This window comes from Abiotrophia defectiva ATCC 49176, assembly GCF_037041345.1.
Taxonomy (GTDB): domain Bacteria; phylum Bacillota; class Bacilli; order Lactobacillales; family Aerococcaceae; genus Abiotrophia.
This window is the reverse complement of record NZ_CP146287.1, coordinates 1,078,548-1,092,436: the sequence shown is the minus strand read 5'-3', so window position 1 is coordinate 1,092,436 and position 13,889 is coordinate 1,078,548. Positions and strand designations below refer to the sequence as shown.

General features: G+C 45.5%; 13 protein-coding genes. All 13 read left to right on the top strand.

Annotated features, from left to right (window positions below; all coding sequences use genetic code 11):
- The first annotated feature begins 104 nt into the window (after positions 1–104).
- Entirely contained in the window at positions 105–812 is a 708-nt protein-coding gene (locus V7R82_RS05120) for a 2-C-methyl-D-erythritol 4-phosphate cytidylyltransferase (protein ID WP_338541712.1), read from the top strand.
- Position 813: 1 nt separating this feature from the next.
- Positions 814–1,842 carry a zinc-binding dehydrogenase gene (locus V7R82_RS05115; protein WP_291428812.1) on the top strand — a complete coding sequence of 343 codons (1,029 nt, stop codon included), beginning with the start codon at positions 814–816 and terminating at the stop codon, positions 1,840–1,842.
- A gap of 27 nt (positions 1,843–1,869) precedes the next feature.
- The gene (locus V7R82_RS05110) at positions 1,870–2,706 is read left to right on the top strand and encodes a LicD family protein (RefSeq protein ID WP_291428811.1); all 837 of its coding nucleotides are present in this window, start codon (positions 1,870–1,872) and stop codon (positions 2,704–2,706) included.
- Positions 2,707–2,800: 94 nt separating this feature from the next.
- Positions 2,801–4,513: an ABC transporter ATP-binding protein gene (locus tag V7R82_RS05105; RefSeq protein ID WP_338541706.1), complete on the top strand. Its 1,713-nt coding sequence runs from the start codon at positions 2,801–2,803 to the stop codon at positions 4,511–4,513.
- A 69-nt stretch (positions 4,514–4,582) separates the two neighbouring features.
- Positions 4,583–6,457: an ABC-F family ATP-binding cassette domain-containing protein gene (locus V7R82_RS05100; protein ID WP_338541704.1), complete on the top strand. Its 1,875-nt coding sequence runs from the start codon at positions 4,583–4,585 to the stop codon at positions 6,455–6,457.
- Positions 6,458–6,494: 37 nt separating this feature from the next.
- Positions 6,495–7,436 (top strand): thymidylate synthase, encoded by a 942-nt coding sequence (locus V7R82_RS05095; protein ID WP_070755546.1) that lies wholly within the window; start codon positions 6,495–6,497, stop codon positions 7,434–7,436.
- Positions 7,437–7,468: 32 nt separating this feature from the next.
- Complete coding sequence (locus tag V7R82_RS05090; protein ID WP_291454257.1) at positions 7,469–7,978, top strand: dihydrofolate reductase; 510 nt, start codon at positions 7,469–7,471, stop codon at positions 7,976–7,978.
- The gene (gene pip / locus V7R82_RS05085) at positions 7,972–8,922 is read left to right on the top strand and encodes a prolyl aminopeptidase (RefSeq protein WP_291454258.1); all 951 of its coding nucleotides are present in this window, start codon (positions 7,972–7,974) and stop codon (positions 8,920–8,922) included. The genes V7R82_RS05090 and pip overlap by 7 nt, the downstream gene beginning before the upstream one ends.
- Positions 8,923–9,101: 179 nt before the next feature.
- Positions 9,102–9,974 (top strand): EfeM/EfeO family lipoprotein, encoded by an 873-nt coding sequence (locus tag V7R82_RS05080; protein ID WP_291432152.1) that lies wholly within the window; start codon positions 9,102–9,104, stop codon positions 9,972–9,974.
- A complete protein-coding gene (gene efeB / locus V7R82_RS05075) occupies positions 9,964–11,205 on the top strand; it encodes an iron uptake transporter deferrochelatase/peroxidase subunit (RefSeq protein WP_422388378.1) in 1,242 nt (413 codons plus the stop codon). The genes V7R82_RS05080 and efeB overlap by 11 nt, the downstream gene beginning before the upstream one ends.
- On the top strand, positions 11,183–12,901 hold the full coding sequence (locus tag V7R82_RS05070) for an FTR1 family iron permease (protein WP_338541698.1): 1,719 nt from the start codon (positions 11,183–11,185) through the stop codon (positions 12,899–12,901). Before efeB ends, V7R82_RS05070 begins: the two co-directional genes overlap by 23 nt.
- A complete protein-coding gene (gene tatC / locus V7R82_RS05065) occupies positions 12,894–13,631 on the top strand; it encodes a twin-arginine translocase subunit TatC (protein ID WP_338541696.1) in 738 nt (245 codons plus the stop codon). Before V7R82_RS05070 ends, tatC begins: the two co-directional genes overlap by 8 nt.
- On the top strand, positions 13,615–13,797 hold the full coding sequence (locus V7R82_RS05060) for a twin-arginine translocase TatA/TatE family subunit (RefSeq protein ID WP_023390673.1): 183 nt from the start codon (positions 13,615–13,617) through the stop codon (positions 13,795–13,797). The genes tatC and V7R82_RS05060 overlap by 17 nt, the downstream gene beginning before the upstream one ends.
- Positions 13,798–13,889: the final 92 nt, after the last annotated feature.

The following is a 13,889-nucleotide window of genomic DNA, read 5'->3' as shown; positions in this document are numbered from 1 at the left end:
ATAAAATGCTTAAGCTAACGACTTTTCCATGCGTGTCGATATAAGATGTGCTATAATAATTAGGATAGAAAGACACTTTACGATAGTGAGAAGGAGAGAGAGGCATGATTTATGCAGGTATTCTAGCAGGGGGCATTGGATCCAGAATGGGGATTCAAGATATGCCTAAGCAATTCCTCATGTTAGGCAATAAGCCCATTATTATTCATACCATCGAAAAATTCTTAGTAGTACCAGACATTGACCAAGTCTATGTAGCCGTACATCCTAACTGGTTAGTCTACTTCAATGATTTAGTAAATAAGCACTTGCCAGGCCATGAGTCTAAGATTAAAGGCGTTGATGGGGGTGGGGATCGGAATGATAGTATCCTTAATATCATCGCAGATATTAAGGCGGCCGGTCCTGTCTCTGACCAAGCTATTTTAATTACTCATGATGCGGTACGTCCTTTTGTCTCTTACCGTATGATTCAAGACAACATCAAGGTCATCGCTGACTATGATGCGACCGATACAGTGGTCATGGCTAACGATACCATTGTGGAATCCCAAGACGGTAAGTCCATTAGTTCTATTCCTAATCGGGCTCACATGTTCCAAGGTCAGACACCTCAAACCTTCCGTATCAATCAGTTTGATAGCCTCTTCGCTAGCCTCAGTCAAGACGAGCGTGAGATTTTAACCGATGCCTGCAAGGTCTTTGTCCTCAAAGGGAAAAGTGTTGGCCTAGTAAAAGGGGAATACTCTAACTTGAAGATTACGACCGTGACCGATTTGAAAATTGCAGAAGCTATGTTGGGAGAGATCTAAAGTGATTAATCGCGTCTATCAATTACTTCGCCCATACTTCTTCTCAGTTAAGTATGAAGATGTGTCGACAGACTTGGCTAAGCCAGTCGTGGTGCGTCCTAATTATATGGCCCTCTGCCATGCAGATCAACGCTATTACCAAGGTAAGCGTTCAGCCAAAGTGCTCAAGCAAAAATTACCAATGGCCTTGATTCATGAGTGTTGCGGCATTGTCGTACGTGACGAAACTGGCACCTATCAAGTAGGGGACAAGGTCGTCATGATTCCCAATCAGCCGCCGCAAGGGTTTGACCATTCGGGTGAGTTCTATGAGAACTATGTGGAAGGAACTCACTTCCTATCCAGTGGTTACGATGGTTTCATGCAGGAATTTGTGCATTTACCATTAGACCGTGTCGTGGGGTATCAAAGCATTCCAGATGTGGTAGCGGCGATGACCGAGTTTGTCTCAGTGGCTGCTCACGGGGCCCGTCGTTTTGACTCTATGGCCTTATCCAAGCGTGACCGAATCGTGGTCTGGGGATCAGGTTCGCTAGCCTTTGTCCAAGCTACCGTCTTAAGAGCTAAGTTTCCAGATGCTACGATTATTGTAGTAGGTAAAAACCACGATAAATTAAGACTTTTCAGCTTTGTAGATGAAGTCTATGAATTGCAAGATATTCCGGAAGATTTCAGCTTCGACCATGCTTTTGAGTGTGTGGGTGGCGATGCCAGTCAAGAAGCCATTCGTGACATTATTAAGTATATTAAACCTCAAGGAACGCTGATTTTAATGGGAGTTTCCGAGACGGAAGTGCCAGTCAATACCCGTGATGTCTTAGAAAAAGGCCTGACCTTAGTTGGTTCTTCTCGCTCGGGACGTGAGGACTTCCAATTGGCGGTGGCCTTAATGGAAAACCCACAAGTATCCTCAAGACTGCGGATGATTATCCACCAAGTAGGGGATTTAGAGGATGTCAAGGATATCTATCAATTCTTCGAAGAAGACCGTAAAACACCATTTAAAACGGTGGCTAAGTGGAATATCTAGTGATTAATTAAAAGAAGGAGGGGTTAGATGGAACCCATTCAAGCCAAAAGCCTAGAAATGGCCCAATACTTTGTTGCCTTCTGCCAGAAGCATAATCTCTTATGCTACTTATGTGGTGGTGGCGCGATTGGGGCTTTACGTCATCAAGGCTTTATTCCCTGGGACGATGATTTAGACTTTTTTATGCCAAGGGAAGATTATGAACGTTTGGCGGAACTCTGGCCCAAAGAGGCAGATTCGCGTTATTTTCTGTCGCGGTCTCATGAGGGCTATGTCGACCGTAACCTCTTCATCACGATTCGTGACCGCCAGACAACTTGCCTCAAGCCTTATCAAGCTGACTTAGACTTGCCACATGGCCTGGCCTTAGATGTACTGCCTTTGGACTATGCGCCGGCCTCAGCCTGGAAACGTAAGACCCAGAAGGTCTGGGCATTAATCTATTCGCTCTTCTGCGCTCAAACCGTGCCTGAAAAGCATGGGGGTCTTTTGGCCTGGGGCAGTCGAGTGTTGCTGGGCCTAGTCCCAAGTTCTAAACTCCGTTATAAGATCTGGTCACTGGCTCATAAAAAGATGACTAAGACCACTCGCCAAGAGGCGGCTTACCGTATTGAGTTGTGTTCCGGTCCTTACTATATGAGCAAACTCTATCCAATCGAGGCCTTTGATCAGGCTGTCTTCAAGCCTTTTGAAGGAACGGAAATGCCCATTCCAGCGGGTTATGATGCCTATTTGAGTGAGGCATTTGGTGACTATATGACGCCACCGCCTAGCCAGAATCAAAAGCCACATCACGATGCTTTATTGCTGGATTTGGAGCGTCCTTATACGGATTATGACCTCAAGACAGGTCAGCTGAAGTAGGAGACGATAGCTTGCTAGGCTATGGACCAAGCAAATTTTAGCCAAAAAAAGGCTGGCCAGAGGGTCAGCCTTTTTATGAGAAAGGATAATGTGAGTGTTACGCGATTTTTTTGCCTATTATAAGCCTTATAAGAAGCTCTTCGTGATTGACTTTGGCTGCGCAGTAATCTCAGCGATGTTAGAGTTGATTTTTCCATTTGTTGTCAATCGGGTCATAGATACCATCTTGCCGACAGGTCATTACCAGACGGTTATTTGGGTCTGTCTCTTGTTACTTGCCTTCTATCTCTTCAACATGGTGATGAAGTACATTGTAGTCTACCTAGGCCATAAGTTGGGCATTACCATTGAGACCGATATGCGACGTCAGCTCTTCCAATATTTCCAAAGTCAGTCTTTTGAGTATTTCGATAATAAGCAGACAGGGGAGCTCATGTCGCGGCTAACCAGTGACTTGTTCGAAATCGGGGAGTTAGCCCATCATGGGCCTGAAGACTTATTCATTACCTTGATGAGTTTGGTGGGGGCTTTTTGCCTCATGCTGCAGGTCCATGTGCAATTAGCCATTGGGACAGTGATTCTGGTGCCAATCTTGGGAGTTGCGCTGGCTATCTTCAATAAGAAGATGGGACGTATTAATAGCCAAGTCTATCGCCAATTGGGAGAATTTAATGCCGGCTTATCCAACAGCCTCAGTGGCATCCGAGTAGTCAAGGCGTTCGCTAATGAAGCCCATGAAGAAGCGCGTTTTGAAGGTCTAATTCAAGACTATCGCGAAAATAAACTTAAGTTCTACCAAACCATGGCCGCTTCTAGCGCCTTTAACTATGTCTTGATGCGCATTATTACCTTAATTGCCTTAGTGTCCGGGGCTTATTTCACCCTCAAAGGAGAGCTAACGACAGGCCAATTGGTAGGTTTTGTTCTTTTAGCTAATACCTTTGTTAAGCCGATTGAAAGTATTAATATCATGATTGAAACCTATCCCAAGGGTTTTGCCGGCTTCAAACGTTTCAGACAAGAGCTAGCTAAACCGGTGGCGGTTCAGGACCTGCCTGATGCCCAGCTAGCGCCACACTTCCAAGGTCAAATAGATTATCGTAATGTGGAACTGGCCTATGAAGAGGGGCGTCCCGTTATTTCTCAATTGAACCTGTCCATTGCTCCCGGGGAGAGCGTGGCTTTAGTCGGTCCAAGTGGAGCAGGTAAGTCCAGTATGGTCAATCTCCTGCCGCGTTTTTATGATGTCACGTCGGGTCAAGTCTTGATTGATGGCAAGGACATACGGGAATACACCTTGGCTTCACTCAGACAACAGATTGGGATTGTTCAGCAGGATGTTTTCTTGTTCGACGGGACCATCCGGGAGAATGTCCTCTATGGTCGATTAGATGCAAGTGAGGCTGAAGTGGAAGCAGCTATTCGTGCGGCTAAACTAGATCAAGTCATCGAGCAATTACCTGATGGCTTGGATACTGCCATTGGGGAACGTGGTGTACGCTTATCTGGTGGACAGAAACAACGCCTATCGATTGCGAGAATCTTCCTCAAGAATCCTTCCATACTAATCTTAGATGAGGCAACTAGCGCCTTAGATACGAAAACCGAGCAGTATATCCAACAGTCCTTTGATCAATTAGCCAAAGGTCGGACCAGTCTCGTGATTGCCCATCGCTTAGCCACCATTCAGCATGTAGATCGCATCGTGGTAGTAACTGAGGAGGGCGTGGTAGAATCCGGTAGCCACCAAGAACTATTGGCTTTAGATGGTCATTATGCGGCCTTATACCGGGCCCAGTTCGCCTAGCCAGTAGGGCTTAGACTAAACCATTCAAATTTGCTATAATAAACAGAGTTACAATGAGGGAATGATGACATGAAGACCTTAGCAGTCACAGGATTAGAGAAAACCTATGGAACCAAAACCTTGCTGGCAGGCATCGACTTTGCCATTCGGACAGGGGATAGAATTGGCTTGATTGGACCTAACGGGACCGGTAAAAGTTCCTTCTTGAAGGTGCTAGCTGACCAAACCGACTATGACCAAGGGACGATTGACAAGCCAAAGGATTATCGCATTGCCTACCTGGCGCAGAATCCTGATTTAGATCCTAACCAGACTATTTTAGATACGGTCTTTGCGGGAGATACGCCAGAAGTGAAGCTCTTGCATGATTATGAGGTGGCCAATCTAGCCTTGTTGTCAGATCCTGATAACAGCCAGCTACAGGAAGCCTTTCAAACCATTACAGAAGCCATGAACCAGGCAGATGCTTGGCAGATTGAAGTCAAAGCTAAGACAGTCCTAAGCCAATTAGGCCTTGTCAATCTCAATCAACGAGTGGGAGATTGTTCAGGCGGGGAACAGAAAAGAATTGGGATTGCCCAGGTCCTTATTGCTGAACCTGATCTACTTATCTTAGATGAGCCGACTAACCATTTGGATATCAATTCTGTGCAGTGGTTAGAAAAGTACCTTGCTTCCTACAAAGGCGCACTACTCTTAGTCACCCATGATCGTTATTTCTTGGAACGAACCGTTAATAAGATTGTTGAGTTAAGACACGGTCGTTTCCGCGAATATAGTGGCAACTACCAAGCTTATTTAGAGAAGAAGGCGACTGAACTCGCGCTTGAAGAAAGAATGCAAGACAAGCAAGACAAGCTCTATCAAGCCGAATTGGCTTGGATGCGAAAGGGCGCCAAGGCTAGAACGACTAAACAGCAAGCCCGAATCGAGCGATTCGACCAATTAAAGGAAGAAATTGCTTCTCGCCAAGATAGCCAAGAGACCTCTGGCTTTGAATTTGATCAACAACGAATTGGCAATCAGGTTATAGAGTTGGAACAGGCGCGTATTGAAGTGGGGCAGCAAGTTGTCGTTCAAGACTATACTAAGCACTTCACCAAAGGCGAACGTATTGGGCTGATTGGTGCTAATGGGGTCGGCAAGACCACTTTCCTTAATACTTTGGCAGGCTATCATAACTTAGCGGCCGGGACTTTGAAGCTAGGCCAGACGGTCCGGCTAGCCTACTATCGCCAATTAGATCAAGATTTGCCGGGAGATATGCGGATTTTAGCCTATCTGACACAAATAGCCGATAACTTTGTCAGTCATGATGGACGCACTAAAAGTGCAGCTCAGATGTTAGAGCAATTCAATTTCCCTCGGGTTAGTCATGGCTCTAGCATTTCCAGCCTGTCAGGGGGAGAAAAACGTCGGTTATATTTACTATCGCTCTTGATTCAGGAACCCAACGTCCTCTTCTTAGACGAGCCGACTAACGACCTAGATATTGATACCCTAACTGTCCTAGAGGATTACTTAGCTCAATTTGAAGGGCTTGTCGTCGTGGTGTCTCACGACCGTTATTTCTTAGATAAGACAGTAGACCAGTACCTGATTTTAGAGGGGCAAGGGGCATATACCACCTATTGGGGCAGTTATTCTGACTACCTTGCCAAGGAGCAGACAGCCCCTGAAAAGGAAAAGTTAGCGCCTGCTCCAAGCAATAAACCAAAACGTGAACAGAAAAAGTTAAGCTATGAAGAGAAGAAGGAGTGGGCAGATATTGAGGCTGCGATTGAAGCCGCTGAAAACCGCCTCAATCAGATTCAGGAAGACATGGAGGCCAATAGTCAAGATGCTGGCCGATTAATGAGTCTTCAAGAAGAATTGGAAGCGACCGAAGCCCATCTCTATCATCTTTATGAGCGGTATGACTATTTAAGTGAATTGGCGCCATAAGACGCCATAAGAGAAAAGGCAAGCAAAGGAGAAGCATATGCAACAATATCAAGAATTAGTCAAAAAAATCCTAGCAGAGGGTCATGTTAAAACTGACCGTACTGGGGTTGGGACCAAAAGTATTTTTGGTTATCAGATGCGTTTTGATTTGAGCCAAGGCTTTCCCATGGTGACGACTAAACGTGTACCCTTTGGCTTGATTAAGAGCGAATTACTCTGGTTTTTACGTGGTGATACCAATGTCCGCTACTTACTAGAACACAATAATCACATTTGGGACGAGTGGGCCTTCAAACGCTATGTGGAGTCTCCTGACTATCATGGCCCTGATATGACTGATTTTGGTTTGCGTGCAGTCGCTGATCCAGACTTTAATGAAATCTACCAGCAGGAATTAGCAGCCTTTAATGAGCGAGTTTTGACTGATGATGACTTTGCTGAACGCTACGGCAATTTAGGCAATGTCTACGGTGCTCAATGGCGCTCTTGGCCTCTCCGAAATGGTGAGACTTTGGACCAAATTAGCCAGCTCATTGACATGATTAAGCATTCTCCTGATTCTAGACGCCTAATTGTGTCAGCCTGGAACCCTGAGGATGTGCCTAGTATGGCTTTGCCACCTTGTCACACACTCTTCCAGTTTTATGTGCATGATGGCAAGTTATCCTGCCAGCTCTACCAACGTAGTGCTGATGTTTTCTTAGGTGTGCCTTTTAACATTGCTTCCTATGCGCTCTTAACCCATTTGATTGCCAAAGAATGTGGTCTAGAGGTGGGGGACTTTGTGCATACCTTGGGGGATGCTCATCTCTATCTCAATCATTTGGAGGCGGCGGAGACCCTCTTGAGCCGAGAGCCTAAACTACTGCCACAATTGGAAATTGACGATTTCGAGCAATTTGATCAAGTCTCTACTGACCAAATTCGACTACAAGGCTATGAGCCTTGGCCAACCATTAAGGCGCCGATTGCCGTCTAAAACATCCTTACATAGAAAGGAAGAAAAACACCATGCTGACTCTTGTATATGCCCAAGACCAAGCGGGCGGGATTGGTTATCAAAATCAACTGCCTTGGCACTTGCCCAATGACCTCAAGTTTTTTAAGCAAGTGACACTCGGTCATGCTATTTTGATGGGGCGCAGGACCTTTGAATCCATGGGCTGCCGTCTCTTACCAGGGCGAACTAGTTATGTCTTGACTCGCCAAGAAGACTATAAGTCCGAAATTGAAGGCCTACACCGTGTTCATGACTTAGAAGAAATCAAAAGCTTGGCGCAAGATCAAGAAGTCATGGTCATCGGGGGCGCAGAAATTTTTGCTGCCTTATTGCCTTTAGCAGACCGAGTGATTCGAACACAGATTAAGGCAACTTTTCCGGCAGATACCTTCGTCGCTGACCTAGATCAAGACCAGTGGCAATGTGTAGAAATTCAAGAAGGACTCGTTGATGATAAAAATCAATATGCTCACCAATTTGAATGGTGGGTCCGTCGCTCCAAGGAGGGAAAATCATGCTAGGTTATCTTAATACACCAGTTTTTGCCAGCCATCATATTCCGGTTGGTTGTGGACATACCTTATATGTGGAAGAAGCAGGCAACCCTCAAGGTTGTCCAGTAGTCTTCTTGCACGGTGGTCCTGGTGGGCAGGTTGGGGAGTCGTCCCGGCGTTTCTTCAATCCTGAATTTTACCGGATTGTGCTAGTTGATCAACGTGGTTGTGGCAAAAGTCAGCCCTTCCTATCCCTTGAGGCGAATACAGTCTTGGATAGTGTGGCTGACTTGGAGATTATTCGACAGACACTCGACATTGAGGACTGGCATGTATTTGGAGGTAGCTATGGCTCGACCTTGGCTTTGACCTATGCCATTCATCATGCAGAGCGGGTTAAGAGCTTGATACTGCGCGGAATTTTCTTGGGGCGCCAAGAAGATTCTGATTGGCTCTTCCAGTTTGGCGCTAGCGAGTTCTACCCTGAAGCCTTTGCCTTGTTTAGAGATTTTATCCCCCAAGAGGAACAAGGTGATTTAGTAGCAGCCTACTATCGCCGGATGATTGGGGGTGATCAGGACCTAGCAGAAGAAGCCATGAAACGTTGGAGTGCCTGGGAAGGTTCCGTTATTACACTCCGACCAAATTTCCCTGCTCCAGATGCAGAGCTAGCGCCAGTTGACCGCTCTCTCGGCCTGCTAGAAGCCCATTATTTTGCTAACAAAATGTTCTGGGGTGAAGATAACTACATCCTTAATCGTGCTCATCTACTCAAGGAGATTCCTATGTCAATTTTCCATGGCCGTTATGATGTCGATTGCCGTCCGAGTGGGGCCTATGCCTTAGCACAGGCTTGTCCTCATGCTAAGTTCCAAATTGTCGAAGAAGCAGGCCATTCGCCTCAGGATGCGCCACTCTTTGAGGCCTTACTAGGGGCAATGGAAGCTATTAAACAAGTCCAAATGTCATAGAGAGCTAAACGACCTTATAACAGGTCGTTTTTTTGTATTAGTAGATCGTTCGTTCGGCATTATAATAAGTAATTCCTTAGTAGAACTAATTCTCTTTTATTTAGAAAGGGTATTCTTTCTTACTACAATAGGGTATGATAGTCTTATCAAGAAATCTATCGACAAAGGCGGGAAAGTAAATGAAGAAGAATTGGAAGAAGTTAGCAGTCCTCACTCTCTTAGGAGCTCAAGTGGCCACTGTTTCATTAACTAGCTATTCTGTATTAGCTGAGGAGTCAATCTCTGCTCAATCAGTAGATTTAAGTGCTGAAACTGAGGCTTACAAGAAGTTTGTTAGTGCAGAGATTGACCAGCTGCTAAAAGATACTGAAAACTTTGCTAAGCTAATTCAAGAGGGCAAGTTGGATGAAGCTAAGAAAGTTTACCCATTGATTCGTAAGGCCTATGAGCGGTCAGAACCTATTGCTGAGCTTTTTGCAGAATCTGATGTTAAAATTGACTACCGTCTAGCAGACTATGTAGAGGATAATCAAACCGAAGAAGGTTGGTCTGGATTCCACAAAATTGAACAAATCCTGTGGGAAGAGGGCAAGACCGAGCCTGCAGTGTCCTATGCAAAACAGCTAGTAGATGATATTAAGGAGCTTAAGGCCAAAGTCGCGACAGTGGAGGTAACACCTGAAAACATGCTGACAGGCGCCGTGGACTTACTGAATGAAGTGGCTACTAGCAAGATCACCGGCGAAGAAGAAATCTATTCTCATACAGACCTCTATGATTTTGAAGCTAATATTGCGGGAGCAGAAAAGATTTTTAGCATCTTTAAGGACAAAATTTCTGCTAAGGATCCTGAATTGGCCAAGAACCTAACTGAAAAATTCAAGGCAGTCAATGATCTCTTGGCTAGCCACAAAGTGGATGCTGACCACTACAAACTCTATACAGAATTAAACGAGAAAGAAACCAAAGCCCTAGCTGAGGCAGTCACTAAGTTAGGAGAACCCCTATCGCAAATGGCCGTTATCTTGGAGGCTGATGAAAGTGGTCGCTAAAGCAGACGAAAAATGGTATGATAAACCCATTTCTCGCCGTGATTTTATCAAAAAGGCGGGCATGATGGGAGCAGGAGCCATGATGACTCCGAGCATCATGAAATTACTTTTTGGTGGGACTTCACCCAAGGATGCTCTAGCCCTGGAAGAGGCAAACCAAGCAATTCCATTTTATGGTAAGCGTCAGTCAGGTATCACCACACCCATTCAGCGTCAGGTCTATTTTGCTGTCTTGGATTTGGCGACGGAAGATTTGGAGACGATTCGTGGTATTTTCAAGTCTTGGACAGCCTATATTGCTCGCATGATGCAGGGTGAGCTGGTCGAGGCTTATAAATCTAATACCATGCTACCTCCCACCGATACTGGTGAGGCTGTTGGTATGGGGACTGAGCGCCTTACCATTACAGTAGGGGTCAGCCCTAGTTTCTTAGAAAAACTAAATTTAACTGGCAAAAAATTGCCTGAGCTTGAGGATCTACCTAAGTTTGCCCGGGACCAATTGCAAGAAGCTTTTACAGGCGGAGATATTTGTATCCAGGCTTGTGCTGAAGATGCCCAGGTGGCCTTTCATGCGGTTCGTAATTTGCTACGCAAGGGACGAGAACACCTGACCCTTAAATGGAGCCAGACAGGCTACGCCGCGATTACCAGCCAGGGTTCTACCCCTCGTAATCTCTTTGGCTTTAAGGACGGAACCGCTAATGTAACCAGTCAAGATGATTTTGACCGTGTGATTTGGTGTGACCAAGACAATTGGATGAAAAATGGGACCTATCTGATTGTGCGGCGTGTGCAAATGCATCTTGAAACTTGGGATCGGACTAGCCTTAAGGAACAAGAGAATACCTTTGGACGTCATCGCGACAGTGGGGCGCCTCTTGGGGCAGTTGATGAATTTGATCCGGTAGATTTGGAACTCAAAGACGACAAGGGCAACCTCGTCATTCCAGAAGATTGTCATGTCCGTCTGGCCAAAGAAGTAGGCGAGGAGATATACCGTAGAGCCTTTTCCTATGCCAACGGTATTGATCCGCGTACGGGGCAATTTGATGCGGGTTTGCTCTTTATTTCCTTCCAAAAGGATCCCCAGCAATTCATTAAGGTCCAGAAGAATCTAGGGACCAAAGACAAATTAAATGAATACATTACCCATGTAGGGAGTGGCCTCTTTGCTATCCTCCCGGGAGTAGAAGAGGGTGGCTATCTTGGTCAAAGCCTATTTGAATAGATTCGTTAGCTGCCTAGCCTTGATGGCGATTTTGTTTTTTAGTCCTTTAGTTAGTGCCAAGACGGATTTACAGACCTATTTTATTCAGGTGACAGAAGCGACTCAGGCGCTAGAGCAGGGTGACTCCAGTCTGGCTCAGCAAAAATTGGAGGCTTTAGACAGCTCTTTTGCCAAGGAAAGCCAGGCGACTAGCCCGGCGGGTCAAGCAACTAAGTCAGCCATTGAGGCAGCTAAAGCAGATTTGACTCATGAAAATCTTGTGACCATTTCGCGTGCGCTCTTGGCTTTCGACAAGGAACAGAATCCAGTGGATGAGTCTGCTGCTAAGACTAAGCTTGAGAAAAGAATGACGCCTCTGTTCAATCAATTAGAGAGTGCCATTGCCAAGCAAGATATTGAAGCAGTTAAACTGGCTTATAAGCAGGTCAATAGTGCTTGGACCGCTAATGAAAGCATTGTTCGGTCAACTTCTAGCGCCCATTACAATCGAATTGAAACAGCCTTGGCCTTGCTACGGGCTGCGATAGAGTTGGAGCCGGTCGATTACCAAGTTATTGAGGTGAATAGTGGTAGCTTGAAGCAAGCCATTCAAGACTTTCTGACAGGCACAGAGGCTAGTGCTGTTTCAACCACAAATGGGGCTAGCTTGAAAGATGGTTTACAACTTTTAGATAAAGCCAAAGACGCCTTTACTAAAGGACAGACCAACCAAGCTAAGCAGCTCATGCAATCCTTCATTGAACTCTGGCCTAGCATTGAAGGCGAGGTTTCGACTCGCAATTATAGACTCTACACCCGAGTTGAGCAAGAAACGCCCGTCATTATGGTTAAGGGACAGGATCCGATTTACAAAGCCAAGCTAGATGCCCTAATTGACGATCTTAAGCAGATCAATAAGTCTAGCCAGTATTCCTACTGGGATGTTTCACTCATTGTCTTGCGCGAAGGCTTAGAGGCTATGTTAATCGTCTTGGCCCTGGTTGCTAGCCTAAAATCCCTCAAGGCCAAACGCCCCCTAGCTTATGTTTATGCAGGGACGGGTGCTGGACTCTTAGCAAGTATTGGCTTGGCTCTGGCATTAACAGCACTTCTGCCAACTATTTTCTCAGGGGTGGCACGTGAATTAATTGAAGCTGTCACGGGATTCTTTGCAGTAGTGACCTTAACTCTAGTAGGGATTTGGCTACATCGGAGCTCAAGCCTTGCCTCTTGGCAAGCCTATATTGATCGCCAACTGGCAGCTTATCAAAGAACTGGTCGCCTTTGGACCTTATTTGGGGTCAGTTTCTTAGCTGTTTTTCGCGAAGGGGCAGAGACGATTCTCTTCCTAGTGGGTATACTGTCTAAGATTTCCTTCTGGGAGATGCTGCTAGGGATTAGCCTAGCTACGCTGATTTTAGCGCTTGTCTGGTTGGTACTCAAGTACCTAGCCAATCGCTTATCACTTCCTTGGCTCTTTAAGATACTGACTATTGGGATTTATGTCTTAGCCTTCAAGATTTTGGGAGTCAGCATCCATACGCTTATCGTCACCCAGTATTTGCCTGCCAATCCAATTGTGTGGGGCAACTTACAGGCCATCGAATGGCTAGGATTTTACCCAACTTGGTGGACGGTGGCTAGCCAGGCTCTATACCTTTTGGGCTTGGTGCTCATCTTCTTCCTAGTGTCGAAAGGGGAGAAGACAGATGGCTGATAGCAAGCATCTCAGTCTAGTAGGCCATTTGGCAGAATTTAGGTCTCGCCTGATTGCTTCTCTCATCTGGTTTGTTCTCTGGTTTTGCCTGGGGATTTTCTTGGTAGATCCTTTCTATCATTTAGTGACGCAATTTTTGGACCAACCACTCTTGGCCTTGGGACCTAATGAAATTCTCTGGCTCTATGTAAAAGTAGCTAGTTTATTAGCCTTAAGTGCTAGTCTGCCTTTTGTTAGCTATCAGATTTGGGCCTATGTCAAGCCGGCTCTCAAACAAGAGGAGTTGCGTGCCATTTATTGGTACTTGCCAGCTGTCTTTCTTTGCTTTATTATGGGATTAGCTTTTGGCTTTTACTTGGTGGCTCCTGCCTTGTTACAGGTGCTCTTGAATTGGAGTCAAGAGCTCTTCGAAACGCGGCTTACAGTGGGAAACTATTTGGATTTCATCTTTGGCGTGACCTTGCCATTAGGTTTTCTATTTGAGATGCCAGTCTTAGTCGCTTTTTTGACCCATATAGGCTTGCTATCACCTAAGTGGTTGAGCGCTTATCGTCGCTATGCCTACTTTGTGCTCTTGGTATTGGCTGTTGTCTTAACGCCAGCTGATTTTGTCAGCGACCTGGCCATGTTAGTACCTCTGGTGGGACTCTATGAGATTAGTATTTTAATTAGCCATTGGATTTTGTATCGTAAGAGAAGAGGAGGAAAGCAAGATGGGATTACTTCGTGATATTGGGGCGCCAGGTTTAATTTTAATTGTCTTAGGTGCGCTCTTGATTTTTGGTCCTAAGCGATTACCAGAACTTGGAGAGTCGATTGGTAAAATGTTTGTGTCGTTCAAACGTACCGTCCATGAACTGACGGATGACGATAAAAAGCAAGAAAAAGATCAATAGTTTGTGAAAAGAAGAGGAGCCAAGCTCCTCTTTTGTTTTGGTACAGATAGTAAAACTGTTTTATTTTATATACGTAACAGCGTGGTTTATCG

Bases quoted from the DNA above. Each gene is read 5' to 3' on its own strand.
- V7R82_RS05100 (WP_338541704.1), top strand. From the start codon at position 4,583: ATGAAGACCTTAGCAGTCACAGGATTAGAGAAAACCTATGGAACCAAA.
- V7R82_RS05090 (WP_291454257.1), top strand. From the start codon at position 7,469: ATGCTGACTCTTGTATATGCCCAAGACCAAGCGGGCGGGATTGGTTAT.
- V7R82_RS05060 (WP_023390673.1), top strand. From the start codon at position 13,615: ATGGGATTACTTCGTGATATTGGGGCGCCAGGTTTAATTTTAATTGTC.
- V7R82_RS05095 (WP_070755546.1), top strand. From the start codon at position 6,495: ATGCAACAATATCAAGAATTAGTCAAAAAAATCCTAGCAGAGGGTCAT.
- V7R82_RS05110 (WP_291428811.1), top strand. From the start codon at position 1,870: ATGGAACCCATTCAAGCCAAAAGCCTAGAAATGGCCCAATACTTTGTT.
- V7R82_RS05080 (WP_291432152.1), top strand. From the start codon at position 9,102: ATGAAGAAGAATTGGAAGAAGTTAGCAGTCCTCACTCTCTTAGGAGCT.
- pip (WP_291454258.1), top strand. From the start codon at position 7,972: ATGCTAGGTTATCTTAATACACCAGTTTTTGCCAGCCATCATATTCCG.
- V7R82_RS05120 (WP_338541712.1), top strand. From the start codon at position 105: ATGATTTATGCAGGTATTCTAGCAGGGGGCATTGGATCCAGAATGGGG.
- tatC (WP_338541696.1), top strand. From the start codon at position 12,894: ATGGCTGATAGCAAGCATCTCAGTCTAGTAGGCCATTTGGCAGAATTT.